Source organism: Flavobacterium hydrophilum (genome assembly GCF_003202405.1).
In the GTDB taxonomy this organism is placed as follows: Bacteria; Bacteroidota; Bacteroidia; order Flavobacteriales; family Flavobacteriaceae; genus Flavobacterium; species Flavobacterium hydrophilum.
The window spans coordinates 202,876-225,266 of record NZ_QJHL01000007.1 but is presented as its reverse complement, the minus strand read 5'-3'; the positions used below and the strand labels follow the sequence as shown (position 1 = coordinate 225,266).

Annotated in this window: 14 protein-coding genes and 1 pseudogene; 6 read left to right on the top strand and 9 right to left on the bottom strand. The window is 35.2% G+C overall.

Annotation, left to right across the window (positions count from 1 at the left end; genetic code table 11):
• From DMB68_RS23445 to DMB68_RS21755, 9 genes and pseudogenes are all read right to left on the bottom strand, one after another.
• Positions 1–2,438, bottom strand: a pseudogene (locus DMB68_RS23445) (hypothetical protein); the annotation flags it as partial.
• A gap of 865 nt (positions 2,439–3,303) precedes the next feature.
• The gene (locus DMB68_RS21790; RefSeq protein WP_124019460.1) at positions 3,304–4,059 is read right to left on the bottom strand and encodes a hypothetical protein; all 756 of its coding nucleotides are present in this window, start codon (positions 4,057–4,059) and stop codon (positions 3,304–3,306) included.
• A 47-nt stretch (positions 4,060–4,106) separates the two neighbouring features.
• A complete protein-coding gene (locus tag DMB68_RS21785) occupies positions 4,107–4,601 on the bottom strand; it encodes a hypothetical protein (protein ID WP_110348732.1) in 495 nt (164 codons plus the stop codon).
• Between the two features lie 192 nt (positions 4,602–4,793).
• Positions 4,794–5,255 (bottom strand): hypothetical protein, encoded by a 462-nt coding sequence (locus tag DMB68_RS21780; RefSeq protein ID WP_110348731.1) that lies wholly within the window; start codon positions 5,253–5,255, stop codon positions 4,794–4,796.
• A 494-nt stretch (positions 5,256–5,749) separates the two neighbouring features.
• The gene (locus DMB68_RS21775; RefSeq protein ID WP_110348730.1) at positions 5,750–7,693 is read right to left on the bottom strand and encodes a glycoside hydrolase family 97 protein; all 1,944 of its coding nucleotides are present in this window, start codon (positions 7,691–7,693) and stop codon (positions 5,750–5,752) included.
• A gap of 85 nt (positions 7,694–7,778) precedes the next feature.
• Positions 7,779–9,359: a glycoside hydrolase family 43 protein gene (locus DMB68_RS21770; protein WP_110348729.1), complete on the bottom strand. Its 1,581-nt coding sequence runs from the start codon at positions 9,357–9,359 to the stop codon at positions 7,779–7,781.
• 50 nt (positions 9,360–9,409) lie between these two features.
• Positions 9,410–11,692: a glycoside hydrolase family 127 protein gene (locus tag DMB68_RS21765; RefSeq protein WP_110348728.1), complete on the bottom strand. Its 2,283-nt coding sequence runs from the start codon at positions 11,690–11,692 to the stop codon at positions 9,410–9,412.
• 276 nt (positions 11,693–11,968) lie between these two features.
• On the bottom strand, positions 11,969–13,636 hold the full coding sequence (locus DMB68_RS21760) for a sialate O-acetylesterase (protein ID WP_231131717.1): 1,668 nt from the start codon (positions 13,634–13,636) through the stop codon (positions 11,969–11,971).
• A gap of 31 nt (positions 13,637–13,667) precedes the next feature.
• Positions 13,668–15,398: a glycoside hydrolase family 43 protein gene (locus DMB68_RS21755; RefSeq protein ID WP_110348727.1), complete on the bottom strand. Its 1,731-nt coding sequence runs from the start codon at positions 15,396–15,398 to the stop codon at positions 13,668–13,670.
• A gap of 352 nt (positions 15,399–15,750) precedes the next feature.
• Between DMB68_RS21755 and DMB68_RS21750 the strand changes: the two genes are divergently transcribed.
• The 6 genes from DMB68_RS21750 to DMB68_RS21725 all read left to right on the top strand — a co-directional run bounded on the left by DMB68_RS21750 (position 15,751) and on the right by DMB68_RS21725 (position 22,358).
• A complete protein-coding gene (locus DMB68_RS21750; protein WP_110348726.1) occupies positions 15,751–16,011 on the top strand; it encodes a hypothetical protein in 261 nt (86 codons plus the stop codon).
• A 292-nt stretch (positions 16,012–16,303) separates the two neighbouring features.
• Complete coding sequence (locus DMB68_RS21745) at positions 16,304–18,292, top strand: GAF domain-containing hybrid sensor histidine kinase/response regulator (RefSeq protein ID WP_110348725.1); 1,989 nt, start codon at positions 16,304–16,306, stop codon at positions 18,290–18,292.
• Between the two features lie 80 nt (positions 18,293–18,372).
• Positions 18,373–18,738 carry a response regulator transcription factor gene (locus DMB68_RS21740; RefSeq protein ID WP_110348724.1) on the top strand — a complete coding sequence of 122 codons (366 nt, stop codon included), beginning with the start codon at positions 18,373–18,375 and terminating at the stop codon, positions 18,736–18,738.
• Positions 18,739–18,748: 10 nt separating this feature from the next.
• Positions 18,749–19,585, top strand: coding sequence for a hypothetical protein (locus DMB68_RS21735; RefSeq protein WP_110348723.1), 837 nt, complete (start codon positions 18,749–18,751; stop codon positions 19,583–19,585).
• A complete protein-coding gene (locus tag DMB68_RS21730) occupies positions 19,582–21,012 on the top strand; it encodes a glycosyltransferase family 2 protein (protein ID WP_110348722.1) in 1,431 nt (476 codons plus the stop codon). The genes DMB68_RS21735 and DMB68_RS21730 overlap by 4 nt, the downstream gene beginning before the upstream one ends.
• 125 nt (positions 21,013–21,137) lie before the next feature.
• On the top strand, positions 21,138–22,358 hold the full coding sequence (locus DMB68_RS21725) for a DUF763 domain-containing protein (RefSeq protein ID WP_110348721.1): 1,221 nt from the start codon (positions 21,138–21,140) through the stop codon (positions 22,356–22,358).
• Positions 22,359–22,391: the final 33 nt, after the last annotated feature.

Genomic DNA, 22,391 nt, shown 5'->3' with positions numbered 1-22,391 from the left:
CCTCCCGAAACTACCGACCAGGTTCCGCCTGCCGGTGTAGCCGACAAGGCTTTGGTGGTATTCTCACAAATAGCAGTTGTTGAAGTGGTATTGCTCGCTGTTCCTGCAAAAGGATTCACAGTAAAAGTAACATCTGAAGTTGTAGCCGCGCATGAACCGTTGGCTGCAACTGTATAACGAACCGTTACTGAGGTATTAGATGCCACGTCTGCCGGGGTATAAGTTGTGCCGGAAATGCTTCCGCCTCCCGAAAATACCGACCAGGTTCCGCCTGCCGGTGTAGCCGACAAGGCTTTGGTGGTATTCTCACAAATAGCAGTTGTTGAAGTGGTATTGCTGGCTGTTCCTGCAAAAGGATTCACAGTAAAAGTAACATCTGAAGTTGTAGCCGCGCATGAACCGTTGGCTGCAACTGTATAACGAACCGTTACTGAGGTATTAGATGCAACGTCTGCCGGGGTATAAGTCGTACCTGAAATGCTGCCGCCTCCCGAAACTACCGACCAGGTTCCGCCTGCCGGTGTAGCCGACAAGGCTTTGGTGGTATTCTCACAAATAACAGTTGTTGAAGTGGTATTGCTGGCTGTTCCTGCAAAAGGGTTCACTGTAAAGGTAACATCTGAACTTCTAGCCGCACATGATCCGTTGGCAGGAACTGTATAGCGAATCGTTACTGAGGTATCGACTGTCACGTTTGCCGGTGTATAAGTTGTCCCTGAAATGCTTCCGCCTCCTGAAAATACCGACCAGGTTCCGCCTGCAGGTGTAGCCGACAAGGCTTTGGTGGTATTCTCACAAATAGCAGTTGTTGAAGTAGTATTGTTTGGTGTACCAGAACTGGTGTTTACAACCACAGTCCTTGTCACAGTTATTGCGAGACTGCATGTTCCATTACTTACATTAGTTAAATTTAATGTCGTATTAGGTGAAACTCCTAATGTCGTTACGGTTACAGTACCGCCTGAACCGATTGTTGCTGTACCTGAAACTGCTCCAGTGTAGGTTACTACATTTCCTGCTGTACCTGTAATTGTGAAAACAGCATCACTTCCTGAACAAATTGGAGTCGGGGACGTTAAAGTTGGCGTTGTTAAAACACATAAATTAGCAACTCTGGATGTCGGTCCACAAGCCAAATTACTCTGTTTAACTAAATCTCTATATTTATAGCTATTCATTGCTGCAGTTGCCGCTGTAATAGTCAAAGTGCCGGTTGTTGCTCCTGAATAAACACCACCATTGGTAATGTTAGCCCAAGTAGTGCCATTATTTGTACTAACTTGCCATTGATGTTGTGTTGTTCCTGAACCTGGAGTTGTTACAGTGGTTGTAAATGTTGTATTTCCACCTGCAAGTACAGATTGATCTGCAGGTGTTGCAGAATTTAAAACACTTGAAACACCACCACCAACTGTTACATTTGTATAACTTCCTGTATAAGAAGCCGCAACTGGTCCGGTTACAAGCCCTGAACTGTTAACAGTTGGAACTCCTGCACCATAAACACCTCCATCATTACCATCTGCAGAAGCCAAATGATAATACTCATTAGCATCAGAACAGCCGTCGTTATCGGAATCTAAATCAAATTTATTTGCAATTCCATCACCATCAGTATCACACTGTCCTATCAAACTGGCATTATCAAAATTAATACCATTATCCATTGATACCACATATGAATAAGTACCAGCCGGCAAGCTTACCGTACCTTCAATAAAGGTCCAGCTAGTATTATTTGTAACTGAAATATTACCAGTCGTAGCTCTGACAGTTCCTCCTGTTCCAGTACCATTTAAAATTCTTATAGATCCTATACCTGTTGCAGGGGCAGGATTACCGGTAGCAACATTTCTTGAAGAGAAAAATCCACTATAAGTTAATAAAGTAGTTCCTGATCCTGTTATTGTAAATGTTTGATAAAAATCATTAGAACCATTAGCTATATCTAAATAATGTTGCGGAGTATTAAGATTAGCCAACCCTGGATCTGCACTACTTTCTGGTCCAAAACCATTTCCATATACATAAGGGCCTGGGCCATCAACTTTAACTACATTTGCATTACTTGTACCTCCCAGTACCCACGGAGCTATATTTACACCTATGTTATTTCCATTGTTTAGTCCTGTAAGATTTTCAAAACTCCCTGATAAGATTAAATTATTACACTCATCAGTATCCAGAATTCCATCATTGTCATCATCCAAATCCTGAGAATTGACTATACCATCTCCATCAAAATCATCTGAAGGACCGTATTGAGCATTTGCCGAAACAACAAAACAGAATAGTATAGCTGTTAGTGTTGTTTTTGAAATTAAAACTGATTCTATTTTTTTTATCGAATTACTATCTCCTATTTTATAATTGCATAAAGAAGATGCAATTTTTTTGAAAACGATAAAAGGTACATTAAAAAAAGTAAAATTATACATAGGCGTTTAGATTTGGAAAGTGAACTAAAATCCAAAATAAATATTTAGAAAAGAATAGCTTTTTGAAGGGAAAATAAAGTACTCGCGAAAAAAATATTTCGTGAAAGCAATAGAAGCTTAATTATAGTAGGTATCATGAATATAGAATAAGACCGATAATAGTTTTTGTTTAATAATCAGTAGTTTGAGATGGACAAAACTAAATAAACGCTGAATTAATAAATATCTTAATCGGTAATCTACTTGAATAAACGTCGAAATACATTTTTAAAAAATAACACGTAACTTTTTATTTACAAATAAATGTTAATCACCAATGTTTACAAGGGTAATTGGTAATAGACAGAAGCCTGTAAATTCAATTTCATATAAATGAATATTAAATCAGTCAATTTACACAAGCATTCAATTTTTATAAATTTACATCTGGATTTAGCACACCTGATTTTGCAATATTTCTATTTATAAAATACTAGTTCTCCATTTACAAAAAGAATAGATTCTTGTAAATTAAAAAGGGATTTATAGCGTTTTATTATTTTGAAATTTATTAAGATATATAATGTAGAATATGCCAAGTAAAATCATTAATATATCAACGCGGATTATTTCAGGAATACGCATAATCACAAATAGTGCCAATGAAAGACATTGGCACTATTGTTAGGTTGCATATTTAAATTCTCCGCAGCAATTTAAACCCTCAACTTTGTTGAAGATTTCTTTTTTTTTTAAACTGAAAGTTTCAGTCAGAGTTAACCATCCGGAAGTATACATAACGAAATAACATCATTAAAATATTCTACAAGAATATTAGCCATAGTACAACTCTTAGTATTTTTCTAGTGTAGCTTATTTTCAATACTTAATTACAAACAGCAAAATCTATCAGCAATACATTAGCTGATTTCCATTTTAGTATTCCATTTACAGCATGGAAAGATTTATCTTCCTCAAGGCAATCTTTTGATGATGTGATTTTTATTTCATCTCCCTTAACTTCTGTTACTGTAAAAACCTGGTCTTTACTTTTTTGGTTAACATTGCCTTGTTGATCAGCAATCAGATTACAATCTTTAAGCCTGACGGACTGTTTTTTAATATACTGCTCCCAAGTTGAGAAAGCATATTTAAGCCCCTCTTTTTTTACTTTTCTTTTTTCTTTATTTACATATATAATAAAATAATCCTGATTTGTATCTACATTTTCGGAATCAAAATCAAAAGCCGCAAAATCATAAGTCATAATCACTTTTCTGGCTATGACTTTTTTGGGCATTGTCAGTGTAAAAAAAGTAAGGTCTTCATTGAGCACAATTTCGCCAAAATTGCTATCGTCGTCATTTAAAATATCTAACCTGTCGTTTATGTCCATTGTAAAAGATATGACCCCTTTACCTCTCATCCTGTCTTCTGTATAGGACACAAAATTTTCGCCTTCCCATACAACAGATTCTCTTTCCCGACAAGCTGTTATATCTGCTTTTACCAGTTTTTCAGAAGGTGCAGCTGTGGCACTGTTTTCATTTGTCTGAAGAGCTTCAGGCGTATTAGGAGTTGTTTCTTTGCAACTGATCAGTACAACTACCAGTATGCTATACATAATATATATCTTTTTCATGAATTTTGTTTAAAATTTGAATTGAAAATTATCCGGTTCACTACGGGTTATTTTTTATAAAAAGTAATAAATTTTTGCTTTTCTACTGCCTGCCCAAAAAAAATATTTTCAGGAATTAAAACAATACCTGCACCATTACTAATCTCTTTATTACCTATATATGTTGCTATTACTGTATTACCTTTCTTTACAATTGTTATTTCATTTATTGGCTTTCCTTTCAATTTATAATGCAGGTTGTCTGTTTCAATACTATTAAAATACTTGTCCTGATAAGACAAGTATATTTTGTAACGCAAGACATCCTGGTTATCAATTTCATAACTTTTGCCCTTATAATAAGCAGTAACTATTGTGATTCTGTGATCTTTAATCATTTCAATGTTCACTTTAATATCTTTTGTAATAGACGGCGGTCCTTTTACCGTAAATTCCGGTTCCTTTTTTGAGCAATTTGCCGTAAAAACCAGAAGCAGTAAAATGCCTGTCGTTTTTATCGCAAAGCTTAAAAAACAGCTGTATGACTTAATCCTTTTTTTCATTTTGAGATTATTAACTTTTTAGTTTTTATATTGTTTATATTCTACCATTCCGGTTTCTTATCGTCTTTTATTGGTAAAGGCCTAAAAACATAATATTCATTATAATATCCGGTAAAATTTGATTCATCAAATGTTGCTTTTCCCTGCGCTGCCTTAACGATTATTAAGCTGTCGTTTTTAATATAGCCGTACTTATATTCGAACTGGCGGCGCGGCACTACCCTGCTTTGAATTATTATTTTGTTTTGAGAGCGTTTGTAGCAGCCCTGAAAAAAGGGTCTTCTTTTGTGTGATGAAATCGTTGTTTATCACCTGAATATATTCTTTTTCGGTTTTTATTTTTAAGGAAGGATCCAACGTTAGATTACATTGTCCTGTTGCGTAGAATTTATAAAAACGATGGTCTTTTGGCTGTTTTAACTGCCCACCGTTTTCATTTGTCCAGATGGATTTGAGAATATAAACCCCATCTGTTCTTAAAGAAGAGGAAGCATCCTCTTTAAAAGCCTTGTTATAAAAAGTATAATCTTCTTTTGTATAGACCTTATCTGCACATGAGTATAATAATACCAAAAGTATTATAAAGACATATCGATTAATTAAGAGTAACTGTATACCTAATTTCAATTTAAAATGACCTGTTCCATTTTTCATTAAAACCAATTTTATAATCCGTTAAACAGATAAATATACAGAAATATTAATCTTTTTCCTATCCCTTTTTATTATCAAGTCTTAGAAATTAGCTACAATGGATTTTAACTTCAGGTTATTTTACTGATTCCGTAATTTTCAGATGCCCCACACCAAAGGATCCGTGCTATAGCGTGGTGTAATAATTTGAAACTATATAACATTTAGGCATAATTAGCTTTTGATGAAGATTATTCGTCAGTTCGGGTAATTTTCGATAGAAATTGTATTGAGAACAAAAAAATTATTATTAAAACGATTCTCAATACATTTTCTATTTCGCTTCTCTGCAAAAAAACACTTGAACTGATGTTTAATAATTACTAATACTTTCAAACAGGATTTAAAACCTTCAAGGCATACTTACAAAAAGAGCCGGCCCAAATTTGAACCGACTCTTCCAAAATAATATTAGAATTATCTTCTTTTGGATAATCCATAAAAAAAATACTTGCTTAATTTATTAGTAGTATTGCCCCATTGTGGGGTATATTAATTTCTACTTGACGGTCTTTTTTAATTCTTAAGGTACTTACTTTTCCTTTTAGCTGTTCATCATCGCTATAGCTTCTTAGTATTGTACCTGAAGCAAACATTTCTAATTTTACTTTTGCTTTAAGTGTTTTATTCTCCCCATTCACTCCTGCGATATACCATTTGGTTCCTTTTCGACGGGCCAAAAGCACATATTTGCCCGGATATCCAGCTAAAAAACGAACCTCATCCCAGGTTGTAGGCACTTCTTTCATAAAGTTTACAGCCCAGTCGGGAGCATCATTCAGATTGTTTGGTGCTAAAGCAAAATGCTGTACCCCACTCTGAAACAATACGGCTGTTGCCAAAGCAAAAACATCCGAAGTCATTCTTTTTGATCCTTTTTTTGGCGTATTTTCGCTATTGTAGAATTGATTTAAAGCACTTCCTCCAAAATCCATACTTCCGACTGTGTTTCTGATAAAAGTATGCAGCGTGGCATTTACGGCCTCATTATTACAGCTTTCCTGCCCAAAATGTAAATTTTCACTTGCCAGAACTGCTTCGCTAGAGGCATAATTTGGATACATTCGTTCCCAGCCGCGAGGTAAAGTACAACCGTGAAAAATAACCATTATTCCGAAATCATTGGCATCTGTTAAAATATCTTCGTATAATTTCATGGTTACCTGTTTGTCCCCACCAAAAAAATCTACTTTGATTCCTTTTATCCCTATGCTTTTCATCCATGCCATTTCATTACGGCGGGCTGTGGTATTATCCATTAACCCCCTTGGACTCTGAGGAGCATCGTTCCAATACCCATTTGAATTGTACCACAAATACAATCCTACTCCTTTATCTGCTCCGTATTTTGCTAATTCTGCTATTTTATCACGCCCTATTTGTGTATCCCAAAGTGCATCAATTAGAATGGTTTCATATCCCATTGCTACACTGAAGTCGATGTATTGTTTTTGTACAGGAAAAGTGGTATTGCTGTCCATTTTCATGATCCAGCTCCAGGTACCTTTTGTATATTGATATTCCTTGGCAGCTTCATATTTTGGCTTTACCAAATCAAAGGGAATCGTAGTCTCTACAATTGGCGCCAATGTTTCGCCAATAGTAATGGTACGCCATGGAGTTTCGCCTATAAGTGGTATTCCGGGTGCAGCTGTGCCATTTCCGTTATTTTCGCCTTCTGCCGGAAATCCAATTGTATATAGTCCTTTTTCATGACCCGTTAATTTGCCTGCACAATAACCACTGTCTACTCCTGTTTCAGAAATTAGAACCCATCCGTTGTTCTTTACTTTAAAAAGACATGGAAATGAATATCCATTGCCGAGACCGTTTTTGCCTGTTGCATCATCTAATGCATATGAAGTTTCGTAGCTGGGTGCAGTTCTGGCATATCCTGTCATTGGTAAACTTTGCGGACAAAGAAAAGTGGTTGTTCCTTCCGGTAATAAAAAACCGGAAGCTTCTTGCTGAACCACACAGGCAAGTGCCTTGTTTTGGGTGTGTACTTTATATTTAAAAGCCAAATTGTTATTGCTTACGCGAAATATCACATCGATAGCTGCTTTACCTTCTTTTGTAAATGAAAAAATGGCTTCGTTAGCGGTATACGTTACATTGCTTTGCTTAATGTTTGGTAATTGATACGTTTCCTCAATTTTGTTTTGATTTACACTGGCTTCCAAACTTAATCCAGAAGTAAAATCACCCACATTTGTTTTGAGACCAAGAGGGGATTTTTCCAGAAAAGTTTTTTCATTGCAGGTAACGCTGTAAACAGGAATGCCGTTTTCTACAGAAACAGAAACTTTAAGTTTCTCATCCGGGCTTTTTATAATTGATTGTGCCGTTAGCTTAACAAAACTTATTAAACAAAGACACATAAGAGATTTTAAATTCATAATCGTTGGTGGTTAATTGAGTTGCGATTTATTCGCCGTTAGTTAGTATTTTTAAAGTAGGTGTTCCATTATAAAATTCAGGTCACTATTTTATTTTGGAAATTTTATCATCAATCTGGAAATAATCAAAATCGGCATAACCTCCTGTATTTTTGGTTGCGTAATTAAACAAACCAAACCGGTAGCCGATAAAATGAGGAATTGTATACGGCAGGTTAATTGGTTTTCCGATACTAATCCATTTTTTTCCATCTAAACTGTAATAAAATCTTCCTGTGTCTGCTTTATCCTTAAAGTCACATTCTGCTTTAAAATATACTTTATCCTGATTTAAAGGAACACTTTCAATTTCGTTTGAATTTGATTTTTCAGCATTTATCATGACAATCCTTTTGGTACCATTTTCAACTTTTACAGCAACGAGACCGAAATCTTTCTGTAATAATGAAAGTCCTGCTAAATCGCCTTCTTTCATTTTAGCTACTTCTACTAATGTACTCGCAGAACATTGAGGACCAAAAGTCCTTTGTGTTATTGTATTTTTTGCCTGAAGAAAACTGTTGTCAGTTCTTGCCGTTTTTAATCTTAAATAACCTTTTCTTTCTTTTAAAGACCAAAGTGAATTATCGGGATTATGATTCCACTGCCACACTAATGGTAATTCATTTTTTCCGCTTTTACGTGTAAAATCATCTGAATTTACAATACCCGGAATAAGACTTTTATTCGCAGGCAGATTCAAATTTTCAGGAACTTTTCCGTTTTCGCCCAACACCGGCCATCCATCTTCCCATTTTACAGGAACCAGATACGGGATACGGCCCACACCGCCGGCATCCCTAAATAAATAAGAAAACCATCTGCCGTCAGGAGTATCGATAAGTCCGCCTTGTGCAACGCCCAAATCCTGCAGCCCTATTTTTCCTTCCCAAGGGCCGGAAATGTTGTCGGCTCTGTGGATAATAACGGTTCTCATACCGCCTTTTGGCCAGCAAATATTAAACAAATAATACTTTCCTTTAATTTTAAAAAGCTGAGATCCTTCTGACGGCAGCATGATATTATTTCCTGCCGGTAAATGGGCATTTTCGATTAAAACTCTTCTGGTTTCTTCTTTAACTGCCGAAAGGTCATTTTGTAATTCTATTATTTCGAGTTTTCCTCCGCCCCAAACCAGATAAATTTTGCCGTCATCATCAAATAAAAGGGAATGATCATGGTATGAATTATTTAAAACAATTCTCTTCCACGGTCCCTTTTCAATATCTTTTGTCGAAAAAATATAGGTTTTACCTGTTGTTCCGGAAAAGGTACTGACATAATAAGTCCCATTATGATAGCGCAGACTGCTCGCCCATGAGCCTCTTCCGTAATCATTTTTGCCATTATCTAAATTTAGTCTGTCATCAGTATCCTCAAGTGTTTCATAAGCATAACTAACAAGTTTCCAATTCACTAAGTCTGTCGATTTCATAATGGGTACTCCCGGATTCATGTGCATTGTCGTACTGCTCATGTAATAGGTATCGTTAACCCTAATCATAGATAAATCGGGTACATCTGCATAAAGTGTTGGATTTTTGGCTTTAGCTTTTTGAGCCTGACTTGTTACTAAACCTACAGTAATGAGCAAAATGGTATAAAAAAAATCTTTTCTTATTTTCATCTTATTTTTATTTGGAAGTTAATTTCCATTTGAATTTTTCTCTATACTATTTAATTCCTGACAATTCTTAACTGATAAAATTTTGGACTTTCTCTTCCATCTTTTGAGAGGATTTTAATATTTACCACCTCCAGATTATTCACTTTTATTTTTATTGCCTTTTTTTCTACAGCAGCAATCACGGCAGGTTTTTCGTTAATAAAAATGATAATATTTTCTGTTTTGAAATCGTCTAAAGTGCTTATGTCTAAAAATTGTCCCTCCTTATTTTTGTTTAGCATTTGATACGAAATATAAGAACGCGTATTTCGCCAAAACTTTCCATCATCATAACCTGAATTGCTTTTTTCACCTTTATACAAATGATCTACTTCCGGCTGTTGTTCCCCGCAATTTATTTTATCGATAGTTTTTGCTTCTACTGCCATTGCCTCAATCTCCTGCTGTTTTAACAATGCCTGATTTTCTTTATACTCTTCTTTAGAATACGTTTGAAAATATATTTGATAACGGGCATCGTGTACTTCAAAGAAAGGTTCTAATTGTAATGAATCTAAGCTGAATCTCAGGTTTCCTTCTTCTTTAAGTTTTGCAACATAACCTGCTTTCTCTCCCACCAATGCATATGCCTTGTCCAGCGGAATGTACTTTCCGTTTGCCACATGTCCCATACGGCTGTCATCGGCAAATAAGCCCTTTAAGTCTTCTGTTGATGTTTTTGCCGCCAGCACAATTGGTCCGTTGACAAAAGCGCTCCAATTTGAACCATCAGGTAAACTTTCTAAATGGGTAGCTGTTTTAAATCTAATCGTTACTTTGTCGCCTGATTTCCATTTTCGTGAAAGAGTAACATACGCAGAAAGTTTAGCTTCTATTTTCTGTTCTTTTCCATTGACGATAATTTCAAAATTTTCAGCCCATTTTGGATAGCGGATATTCAAAGCGAAGGATTTGGTTTTTTTAAGTTTGAGTACTAATTCTGAATTGTTCTCATAAGGAAATTTGGTTGTTTGTTCTAACTCTATTCCTTTTTCTTTCCAGTTTAAAACAGAAGGAATAAAAAGATTCACAAAAATATCATTCTCAGTATGGCTGTAAATTAATTCGCCATATTTTGTATGGTTTTCAAGCCCTGATCCTACACAACACCACATGCTTGTATCCGGCTGAGAGTACACGCGATAATGATTAGGCCGAATGGGCGTAAAATAGACAAAACCTCCTTTTTCGGGGTGCTGGCTTGACAGGATGTGATTATAAAGTGTACGCTCATAAAAATCAAGATAACTCACATCGTCTTTGTCCAGAAACAAAGCTTTTGTAAGGCGCTCCATGTTGTAGGAATTGCAGGTTTCAGGACCCTGATTTGACTTTAGCATTCCGCTAAAATCATCTATTGGATTGAAATGTTCTGCAACACTGTTTCCACCAAAAGCCACACTGCGATTTTGTGTTACATTATTCCAAAAAAACTGTACAGCATCAGACCATTGCTTATTTCCTGAAAGAACCGCAATTTTCTCAAAACCAATAACTTTAGGTATCTGGGTATTGGCATGCAAGCCTGTAAGTTTATCTTCTTTTTTTAATAAAGGATCCAGGAAAGCTTTGTGTGATAATTTTTCGGCTGTTTCGAGGTATTTTTTATTTTTTGTAATGCTATACAAATCAGCAAACGATTCGTTGATACCGCCATGCTCTGTTTTTAAGATTTTTTCAATCTGCTCATCAGAAAGCGGACGGAGTAATTCTATAAACCAGTCACCTAATTTTATTAAAATGTCTTTTGCTTTTTCACTGCCGGTATACTGATAAGCATCATTTAAGCCGGCAAAAAGTTTATGAATATTATAAATAGGAACCCAGGTATTATTTAATCCGAAACTGCTTCCGTCGATATCTCCTTTATGAATCCGGTCCCAAAAAACTTTTCCCTGCGGAATTCCTCCTACATAGCCGTTACCGTTTTTATCCTGGCAACGTGCCAATTCAGAGAGCATGTAATCTAATCTGTTTTTAAGCTCTATATTTCCTGTAGCAGCATACATCATCGATAATGCAGAAAGATAGTGCCCGCCAATATGTCCGTCAAGCCCGATATTTTCCCAATTGCCATACCGATCTGATTTTGGTGAAAAACCTGCATCTAACAAATAAGGAGCTAAAAGTTTATCAGGGTTTAGGTCTAAAATGTACTTAAGATCGACATCCTGAGCGTTTTTGAAAGGTCCTTCTTTCAGCCTTATTTCATTCGGGCTAAATAATTGCATTTGGGCGACAGCAACTGAACCCATTAACAAAGCGAACAGGCAATACAAAACTTTATTTTTCATTTTGAGAAATTAATATAAAATGATTCTAATATTAAAAGTGTACAATTTACATTTATTTTTTATTTTATTACCTAAACAAGAGGATTTTATTTTTTATAATCATTATTTTTATCAAATTTGTAAGAAAAATTCAAAATTCCTGATCTTTATTCTATATATTTCATTTTCTGCCTGTGTCTATTTACATTTTTTTATGCTTCCGCTAATTTGACTTTAAAAACACTCGGTATTGGGCAGTACCTAAGGTATTTCGCATACAATATATCAGTTTGATTACTATTCTAAAACGGTATATTTTGCAAAACCGGCCTGATCTACAGGTCTGAATAAAAACTGCGAAAACAGATATAAGCTATTTTTCCATACTTTAAAATCATGAACGCCGGGCTCAATGTAATAAATATGAGGCACCTCATTTTTTAATAAATAATCGTGGGTTCTTTTACTGTTTTCTATTAGCCAATCGTTATCTCCACAGGAAATCCAAAGGAGTTTTAATTTCTTTTTTGCTTCTTCGGGATTCGGTAGTAACTCTGCAGGCATTTTAGTATTTGGTGCCGATGAAAATCCACCCACCCATGCAAATTTGTTTAAGTTTCCTAATCCGAAATTTAAAGACTGCCCTCCTCCCATAGATAAACCGGCAATGGCACGATGTTCCCTATCTTTAAGAACAGGGTATTTTTTTTCTATAAACGGAATTAAATCATTCAGTAAATCTTTTTCAAAATTGGCAAATGCCTGTACTTTTTCCGGAGCCATGATATTTCCTGAAGCACTGTCATCTTTCATTGCTCTTCCGTTTGGCATGACTACAATCATTGGCTCTAGTTTTCCTTCTGCATAAAGATTGTCTAATATAATCTGCGGACTCCCTCCATTAAGCCATTCTTTTTCATCTCCGCCAATGCCATGCAAAAGATATAAAACCGGATATTTTTTCTTTTTATTGAATCCGGGCGGAGTATAAACGGTTCCTTTTCTGGTTGCCCCAACTGTTTTTGATTCGTAACCTATCGTTTCAACTTTTCCGGCAGGTATATTCGGATTTAACTGATCAAATCCTAAAGGCGCCTGAACTATGAATGGTTCATTGCTATTGTTTGCTTTATATCCTAATAATGAAAGCATTTTTTCGGCATAACGTTTTCCTAACTCTTTATATCCTTCTGTATTAAAATGTAAAAAATCTGCAGCAACAGCACAGCCTTTTGATGAAATAACATAAGATATCGGGATCGTCTGAGGTAGTGTTGCAATAATTTTATTCATGCTGGCGCATTTTCCGTTTTGATCTTCATTCACCGTTTCGCCAGAAAGCAAAGGCACTTTTTCAGGATCTAAATTGAGGTCTTTTATTAAATTATCATATACTATTTTGACTTTTTCAGGCCAAAGTGCATCACCTGTATTCGATTCTCCCTGATGCAATAAAATACCTTTTATGACTCCTGTTTTCTGTGCAATTCTGGCCATATTTACCAGTCTTTCATACGGACTGCCATCATATTCTTTTATCATTCCTAACATCCAGTCCGGTGCTGTAGTTATGTAACTTGCTGCTTTTTCTTTATCAAAAAGTTCGATTTTACAACCTCCTATAGCAACATTGACAACGCCTACTTTTATATTTTCAGGAAGCCTGGCAACCATTATTCTTCCAAAATTGTCTGTCAGGGTAAATCCGGTTTTACATCTGCATAAAGGCGGTATTGCAGTATACCATTTACCCATTTCGCGACCCAGATCCGGGCAATTTACTGCTTCCAAAACCTGAAAACGAGGATCTACATTGATTTTGTCCTGAGGTTCTATTGGAGCAGCTCCTTCCATATTAGACTGTCCAAAACTCAAATAGACATGAAAATTCGGATCCTGAGAATATACTCTTTGTCCTATTGAAAAAAGAACTGCAAATGCGAAAAATCTAATTATTGATTTCATTGTGTGTTTATCAAAATTATTAAAGAAAGGTTTATTTGGGCTGTGCATTATTGGCTGCCGTAGCATACAATCCTACCAGCGCTCCGGTAAAACCTCCGGCTACATTTGTTGAGAGAATATCTCCTGAAACCTCAGTGCCCAGATTTTCAAAATCAACACCATTAACAGCATAACTAAACTGGTAATTATCTCCTGTTGCTTTTACCTTCAGACGTAATGGTTTCGTGATTTCAATTTTTGTACTTGCGATAATTTCTGATTTGCCATTTTCTGTTCTTTCCAATACTACATAAGTATCTTTTTCTTTTTTTGTTATTCCGAAAACATAATTAAACCGCTCATTTTGTAAACATACTATTCCTGCGAGGTCTTTCTCAGATGCCGGCTTGTAATCTAAAGTCGTTGAAAAAGAAAAAGCATTATGCTGCTGTCTGTAAAATAGTGTCGAAGTAGGTTTTTTCTCTTTAATATTTACGGGAAACGGATTAATTTGTAACCCCTTTTTAGTAACCGAAATAAAATTCTCACGGGGTCCTCTGAGTCCTATCCATCGGTAATCTAATTTGGCTGAAGTAAAATTCTCGGTAAACGTAAAATTACCGTTTGGAAAAAATCCTTCTTTTCCTGTTTTGTTTTCTACACCATTTGGCATTTTTAATTTGGGCTGCATCGGAACTAAACCGTTTTCAAAAACAGGAAAGGTACCGGACCAGTCTACCGGCAGCATAAATGTTTCGCGTCCTGTATTTACCCTGCCTTTTTCATTTGGACGAATTCCTAAAAACACGCTGTAATATTTATTTTCAGGCCCTTGTATGATATCGGCGTGTCCTGTCCAATCTACTTTATCAGGTCTGTTTGATGGAAAATATCTTTGAGTAAGAATTGGGTTATTTGATGACGGTTTAAACGGTCCTTTTGGGCTGTCACTGATAAAAATAACTTCGCTGTGATTGTCTCCGGTACCGCCTTCGGCACACATTAAATAATATTGTCCGCCTTTTTTATACAAATGCGGCGCTTCTATCCATATTGGTTTTTTAGAAAGATCAACTCCTCCATCCACTATAATTTTATCTGTTCCTCCAATTACCTGATCTTTTTCAGTGTCGTATTCCCAAACTTTGATTACACGATGCCCGTTGTACAATTCCTTTCCCTTATCCGGGGCATCATTGTGTACAACATATCCTTTTCCGTTATCATCAAAGAAAATACACGGATCGATCCCGTTAAAGTCTAATTTAATCGGACTTCCCCAACCTTTCTTCGGGTCTTTTGTTTTTACAATAATATTACCCATATTCCCTGTAAAAGCTGTTACAATCATATAAAAAGTGTCATTATGGGGATTGTAGGTGATTCCCGGTGCGTAAACCCCTTCACTAATTCCAGTATCATGCGGATTAAATTCTGCAACATTATTTAATACACCTCCTAAGTCTGTCCAATTGACCAAATCTTTAGAATGAAAAATAGGAACTCCAGGAAACATGGCAAATGAGGAACATACCATATAATAATCATCTCCCTTTCTGGTTATTGCCGGATCCGGATAACATCCCTGCAAAAGCGGTGAATAAAACTCATCTGCTTTTAAAGGATTTCTTTTATAAATCTGATCCTCTCCCTGATACACAACATTAGAAAACACAGGAGGTTTTTGAGTCTGTTTTTTTACAATTGTATCCTTAACGGGAATACCTTTAAAAGAAAAAAGAAATAATACTGAAATCAAAAAATAGAGGTGTGGTTGTTTCATTTGGTTAGTTTATAATAGTTATATTCAATAAGTGTATTTAATACAAATATAAAAACATTTGAAATAAAACAATCGGTTGTGTGATTTTATTTATCAACTAATCAAAAAGACAATATTATCCAAACCCGTTGAAAATATCTTTAAATGAACATCATTAAAGCAGTTTACAAGTCGCCATTCTATTTTTTGATACATGATTTTTTAATTTCATGTGATTTTCCAAAAGGGTTAATACCGGAATAATTACGTTTAATTATGTAAGCAGTTATCCCAATTATATAAAATGAAATATGAATAACTCTGTAATTTTAAAATTATCAAATTTTAATAAGATCACTTAATAAATACAATTATGGAAAACTTAATTAATCAGGAAAATCTTGAGGAGATCAGGGAATTTATTGAAAGTAAAATCGCAGATGTACCGGGCAGTTATATACTTGTTGGAGCAATTGGTTCCTTGTTATTATCATCGTACCTTGACAAAATAGGTAAAAAACAAGCTGCTTCTGTAATTGGAAAATTAGCTATTCCGATAATAGGAATCGGAGTTGCCAAATATAAGGATGTAATAAAATCAGAACTGGAAAACCAACTGGGACTTGAGCAATAATTTTAAAAACATTCTGCATTCTGACTTTTCTTCCAGGAAAAATTGAAAAGCCTGAGAATTTCGTTCTCAGGCTTTTCCTTTGCAATCAATGTACAGATACTATTTATCTACAATTTTTACATGGCAATGCACATTTTTATTTTTCTGAAAAATTGGAGGTATCTTCTACGAAACTTTTCATTGGGTTTCAATTTTGAGGATTAGTTCCTACAGGATTTCGAAACTTCATTTTCTAATTTTATTGTGAAGTTCTAACCCAATTATTCATATTTTTGCAGTCTACCTGAAGATAATGAAAAATATAGAACTTCCAATACCACACAATGAAGCAGAACGTTTAACTGCATTAAGACGTTATAATATTCTTGATACGCTTCCGGATAATGCTTTTGATGATGCTACAAAACTTGTTTCCTATATCTGTGGTGTACCAATCGCACATATTTCATTCATAGACGAAAACAGACAATGGTTTAAATCGGAAATTGGAATAGGTGTATCAGAAGTACCGAGAGAAATTAGTTTTTGTCAATATACTATCATGGAATCAAAAATGATTGAAATCCAGGATACTCTTTTAAACGATCGATTTAAAGAAGATGCTAATGTAACAGGAGGATTTAAAGTACGCTTTTATGCCGGTATTCCCCTCACAACACCTGACGGTTATAACATAGGTACGCTGTGCGCAATTGATCATGTTACCAAGGAACTTAACGAAAACCAGAAAAATGCGTTATCCATTGTTGCCAAGCATGTAATCAATCAATTGGAATTATCAACAAAAAACATAGAGCTCAAAACTCAGAGAAAAATTGCAGAACGTGCTGTTCTGGCAAAAGATAGTTTTTTAGCAAACATGAGTCATGAAATCAGGACTCCGTTAAATGCTATTATTGGTTTTACAGACCTTCTAACCCAAACAAAATTAGATGATCGACAAAGGGATTATATTGATAGTGTACAACTTGCAGGAGACAATCTGCTAATTATTATTAATGATATTCTGGATCTTTCTAAAATCGAATCCGGAAATTTAACTATTGATGCACAGCCATTCAATTTGAGAAAGACACTCAAACATGTGTATAATCTACTAAAGGTCAAAGTACCTTCGGCAGTTGAATTCAATCTCTTTCTTGATGCCGACTTACCTGAAACAATAATTGGAGATCAGGGAAGATTAAACCAGATACTTGTTAACCTTATCGGTAACTCTCTTAAATTTACCGAAGAAGGTGAAGTTACAGTCTCCGTAAAAAATGTTGCAGAAACTGAAGATCATTATTCAATTAAATTCTCCGTTAAAGATACCGGAATAGGCATTCCGGAGAAAAAACTCAAAACTATATTTGAACGTTTTACACAAGCAGAAGAAAGTACGACAAGAAGATTTGGCGGAACCGGACTTGGGCTCAACATTGTAAAACAGTTAATAGAACTTCAAAATTCTGAAATTCATGTAAAAAGCAGACAGGGATACGGTTCAGAATTTTTCTTTGTACTTGATTATAAAAAAGCGAATGATATTGAGGCAGAAGATGAAACATTATTAGGCGAAGATCTGGGTAAACTAAAAATACTTCTTTGTGAAGACAATGCTTTAAACCAGAAACTTGCAAAAAATGTGATTCATAATTTTGGTTTTGAATTAGACATTGCCGAGAATGGTCAGGAAGGAATAGACCTGTTGTCAAAAAACGAATATGATTTAGTATTAATGGACCTTCAGATGCCTGTAAAAGATGGTTATCAGACCACAGAATATATCCGAAATGAAATGAAATTAGCCATTCCTATAATAGCTATAACAGCTCATTCTCTGATCGGAGAACAGGAACGCTGCTACAATGTAGGGATGGATGCTTATGTACCAAAACCTTTTAAGCAGGCCATGCTTTTAGAAGCCATAAAATCTGTTCTGAATAAAGACATTAAGCTTCCTGTAAAAAGAAAGATTGATTTGTCCTTTTTAGATGAAATGTCTTGTGGTGATGCCAACTTTATTCAGGAAATGATCCATTTATTTATAGAAAAAATTCCAAATGAAGTAGCTCAGCTTGAAGAGGCATTTAACAGGAATGACCTTGATAGTGTGAAAAAATTAGCCCATAATATGAAATCCAGTTTCGATATTTTCATGTTGGAAGACCTTTCTCACTGCTTGTCTGTTATTGAAGAAGAAGCCAGTATTGGACAATTTAGCACTGAAAGTGTAGACAGGAAAAACATTTTACATTGTGGTGTTATAGAAGTAGTTAAAATCTTAAAGGAACTATGATAAAAGAGAAATATACTATAGCTTTACAATATCTCCCGATTTTATAAAATAAGTTTGGTTCAAGACAAATATTTAAAACAATGAAAATAGTTTTATCTGAAGACAATGAAATCCTACGCAAATCATTATCTTTTTTTTTAACATCTAAAGGATTTACTGTTGACCAGTTCTCTGATGGTCAGGAGGCACTGGAGGCTATTAAAGAAAATACATATGACTTAATCCTTACCGATATCAATATGCCGGGCATAAGTGGAATGGAAATTACACAATATGTAAGACAAAATATTAGTTCTGATATTCCGATCATTATATTTACTTCTTCGGGCGTAGAACAGACAGAATTAGATTCGTTTGACATAGGCGCAAATGAATTCATTGCCAAACCTATTAGCCCTGCAGTGCTTTTGATAAGAATTAATAAATTACTTAATATACGCTCGTAATAAAGTTAATATGGCAAAAATCTGGGAACTTTATAAAAACAGCCACTGGGTAGAGCCTTTTCTAATTGGTTCAATCTGCTTATTTGTAGGGATATCAGCCGTACTGTATTTATTAATTACTGCAAGCCGAAACAAAAAAATAAAACAGGAAAAACTCAGAGAAGAATATGATCTGATCATTGTAGAATTAATGTATGCTGTAGTTTTTATGGATGCTCCTTTTTCTTCTGTAAAAGATGATCAAAATTATGCAGTATTTTTAAAGAACCCTTACTTTAGAGAAGTACTGACAGAATCGGTTATCAATCTTCATAAAAATTACGATGGTATTTATGCCATCAAACTTGAAGAGTTTTACAAAGAGTCCGAATTAATAAACAGCTCTTTTAAAAAACTTAAAAATCGTAAATGGGAAGTAAAGTGTAAAGGAATTACAGAATTGGCAGAAATGAATATTACTGATTCTTTTGATACTATTGTAACTATTTCTAAGTCCAAAAATAAAACCTTAAAAATCACAGCCATAAACGCCTGTATCAAACTTGGAGGAACAACAGGGATCATTCACCTTACAGAACATCCTTATCCTATTGATAACTGGACCCAGCTAAATATTATAAACGCTTTCAAAAAACACGATATTGGCGATACTCAGGGTGTTGAATACCTGCTTGAATCAAAAAACACAACAGTTGTGTCACTTGGACTAAAACTTATTAAAGAACTTAAGTTTACGCAAAAACTTTCTCATGTTGAAGAATTGGCAGAAAAAGCCCCAAACATACTTATACAGTATGAAGCGCAAAGTGTAGTGCAGGCACTAACCGTAAATCTTATAAGCAAATGATTTTTAATAGTGAAACAACATGGTTTATAGATGCTTACATACTCCTTATTCTTGGATATGCTATCCTAATCATGTCATCCTATCTTGTATTAGCCTACCTTTCTACAAAAGCGCTAAGGAGTTATCTTAAAAAAAATAGTTTTGTAGACTATGAAGCCCTGCTTACCAGCGAATTTGCACCCAAACTTTCGTTAATCGCCCCTGCTTACAATGAAGGTTTTACTATTGAAGAAAATGTAAAATCATTACTTTCTTTAAACTACAATAATTATGAAGTAATTGTGGTGAATGACGGCAGCAAAGACAATTCGATGGAAATACTGATTAACACCTACGGTCTTGTCCTTACAGAATTTAATATAGATTTAAAAATCGAAACCAAAAAGATTAGAGGAATATATACTTCCATAAATGCTGCATTTAAAAAACTGATTGTTGTTGACAAAGAAAATGGAGGAAAAGCTGATGCTCTAAACGTAGGACTTAATATTGCACAAAATCCTTACGTAGTGTGTATTGATGTTGATTGTATCCTTGATAAAGATTCATTATTAAAATTAGCAAAACCATTTTTAGAAACTTATGGCAAGCGAATTATTGCTACAGGTGGTGTAGTAAGAATAGCAAACCAATGTGTAATCAGGAATGGTCGTCTGATTGAAATAAATATTCCTGATGCCATTTTACCAAGAATACAGGTTTTGGAATATCTGAGAGCTTTTCTTTTAGGAAGAATGGCCTGGGGCAGACTGGACGGTCTATTGCTTATCAGCGGGGCATTTGGTGCATTTGATAAAGAAATAGCTTTATTAGCTGGTGGCTATAGTACAAAAACAGTTGGCGAAGACATGGAACTTGTAGTAAGGATGCGCCGTTATATGGTTGAAAATAAATTGCCTTACTCTGTTAGCTATATACCCGACCCACTTTGCTGGACAGAAGCACCTGAAGATTTCAAAATATTCAAAAAACAGCGTAGCCGCTGGATGAGAGGGACAATTGAAACACTCACGCTTCATAAAAAAATGTTCCTGAACCCTAAATACAAATTATTAGGGATGCTTAGTATACCCTACTGGACATTTTTTGAATTTCTTGCTCCTGCAATAGAGTTTACAGGCCTGTTTATAACACTTCTGTTTATATTTTTTGGTTTTATTAACTGGCATTTCTTCTTTTTACTGGTACTTTTTGTTTATACATTTGCAGTTTTCTTTTCGGTTATAGCATTATTTAGTGAAGAGTATACTTATCATAAATATCCGAAACAGGCTGATTTTTTCAAGCTTCTGCTTGCTGCTTTCATAGAACCATTGTATTTTCACCCACTTACTGTATATGCTGCGTTAGTTGGTTACAAAGAAAAAATCATGGGAACAAAAGGCTGGGGTGAAATGACAAGAAAAGGTTTTAACAAAAAGGAATAATTAATTCCGAAAGATTTATACTCTGGATTCTTAAAATTTGCAAGAATCCTTTATGACCAGAAGGTTTCTTCTGTCTGATATCAAAAACATTTTTTTGTATTTTTGTAAATACAAAATCCCTTCACATGAAACGTTCCGGAACAGCAGATCTTCCATTGCATTATGGGCATGTCCCTTTATGGCTTGCTGAACGTATGTCTAAACTTGGTTTTGCAATTGTTGAAACTATCGCTATGGAATTTTCTACCTCTGAAGTGATAAGTAAGCTGAGTAATCCTTTTTGGTTTCAGAGTTTTGGTGCCGTTATGGGAATGGATTGGCATTCATCCGGAATTACGACTTCTGTTCTGGGTGCCTTAAAAAAATCCGTAAATCCACATTCAAAAGAATTAGGGATTTATATCTGCGGTGGCAAAGGCAAACATTCTATGCTGACTCCAAATGAACTATTATTTGTAGGCGAAAAAACCGGGCTAGATGGTCATAATCTCGCAAATTGCAGCAGACTAACCGCTAAAGTTGATAATACAGCAATCCAGGACGGGTTTCAATTATACCAGCACAATTTTATTGTCGACAACAAAGGACAATGGGCCGTTATTCAGCAAGGAATGAATCCTCACTCTAAAACAGCAAGAAGATATCATTGGCATTCACAAGATTTAAAATCTTTTATAAATGAACCCCATACCTTTATATATGGTGAGAACCAAGGCTCTATTTTAAATCTTACAGCACAAAATGCTGCAAAATCCAGAGAAGGAATTTTAGAATTATCTAAAGAATCCCCAACAAAAATCATAAAAGAAATGCAACATCTCTCCATGCCTGCCCATCATGATGTGAGAATGGAAGATGTAAATATAAAAAGACTGGGGGCAATGCTATGGGCAACGCATGAGAACAAACCGGAAGATTTTGAAGAGTTGCTGCTTTTAAAAGGAATGGGACCCAGAGCACTACAATCACTTGCATTAGTGAGTGAAGTAATTTATGGTACTCCTACCCGATTTGAAGACCCTGCCCGATTTTCATTTGCTCACGGAGGAAAAGACGGACACCCTTTTCCAGTTCCTGTAAAGATCTATGACGAAACAATTGACACCTTACAAAGAGCTATTAATCGCGCTAAAATAGGTAATAGTGATAAAATAGAAGCTATTCGAAAATTATCCGAAATCTCCAGAAAGGCTGAGGAGAATTTTACACCTAATTCAAATTTTGACGTACTCCTTCAAAAAGAACGGGATGAGTCACACCAATATGGAGGAAGAACTGTTTTTGGAAATGCCAAACCTCCTAAAAGCAAGCCTTCGAACCCAAATAGTCAACTTGAATTATTTTAATCTTACTTCCTAAAAGAAACCTTAAGTAACCCA

What these genes read in the sequence shown, in the direction of transcription:
- DMB68_RS21790 (WP_124019460.1), bottom strand. Translation starts at nt 4,059, where the DNA reads ATGAAAAAGATATATATTATGTATAGCATACTGGTAGTTGTACTGATC.
- DMB68_RS21785 (WP_110348732.1), bottom strand. Translation starts at nt 4,601, where the DNA reads ATGAAAAAAAGGATTAAGTCATACAGCTGTTTTTTAAGCTTTGCGATA.
- DMB68_RS21780 (WP_110348731.1), bottom strand. Translation starts at nt 5,255, where the DNA reads ATGAAAAATGGAACAGGTCATTTTAAATTGAAATTAGGTATACAGTTA.
- DMB68_RS21775 (WP_110348730.1), bottom strand. Translation starts at nt 7,693, where the DNA reads ATGAATTTAAAATCTCTTATGTGTCTTTGTTTAATAAGTTTTGTTAAG.
- DMB68_RS21770 (WP_110348729.1), bottom strand. Translation starts at nt 9,359, where the DNA reads ATGAAAATAAGAAAAGATTTTTTTTATACCATTTTGCTCATTACTGTA.
- DMB68_RS21765 (WP_110348728.1), bottom strand. Translation starts at nt 11,692, where the DNA reads ATGAAAAATAAAGTTTTGTATTGCCTGTTCGCTTTGTTAATGGGTTCA.
- DMB68_RS21760 (WP_231131717.1), bottom strand. Translation starts at nt 13,636, where the DNA reads ATGAAATCAATAATTAGATTTTTCGCATTTGCAGTTCTTTTTTCAATA.
- DMB68_RS21755 (WP_110348727.1), bottom strand. Translation starts at nt 15,398, where the DNA reads ATGAAACAACCACACCTCTATTTTTTGATTTCAGTATTATTTCTTTTT.
- DMB68_RS21750 (WP_110348726.1), top strand. Translation starts at nt 15,751, where the DNA reads ATGGAAAACTTAATTAATCAGGAAAATCTTGAGGAGATCAGGGAATTT.
- DMB68_RS21745 (WP_110348725.1), top strand. Translation starts at nt 16,304, where the DNA reads ATGAAAAATATAGAACTTCCAATACCACACAATGAAGCAGAACGTTTA.
- DMB68_RS21740 (WP_110348724.1), top strand. Translation starts at nt 18,373, where the DNA reads ATGAAAATAGTTTTATCTGAAGACAATGAAATCCTACGCAAATCATTA.
- DMB68_RS21735 (WP_110348723.1), top strand. Translation starts at nt 18,749, where the DNA reads ATGGCAAAAATCTGGGAACTTTATAAAAACAGCCACTGGGTAGAGCCT.
- DMB68_RS21730 (WP_110348722.1), top strand. Translation starts at nt 19,582, where the DNA reads ATGATTTTTAATAGTGAAACAACATGGTTTATAGATGCTTACATACTC.
- DMB68_RS21725 (WP_110348721.1), top strand. Translation starts at nt 21,138, where the DNA reads ATGAAACGTTCCGGAACAGCAGATCTTCCATTGCATTATGGGCATGTC.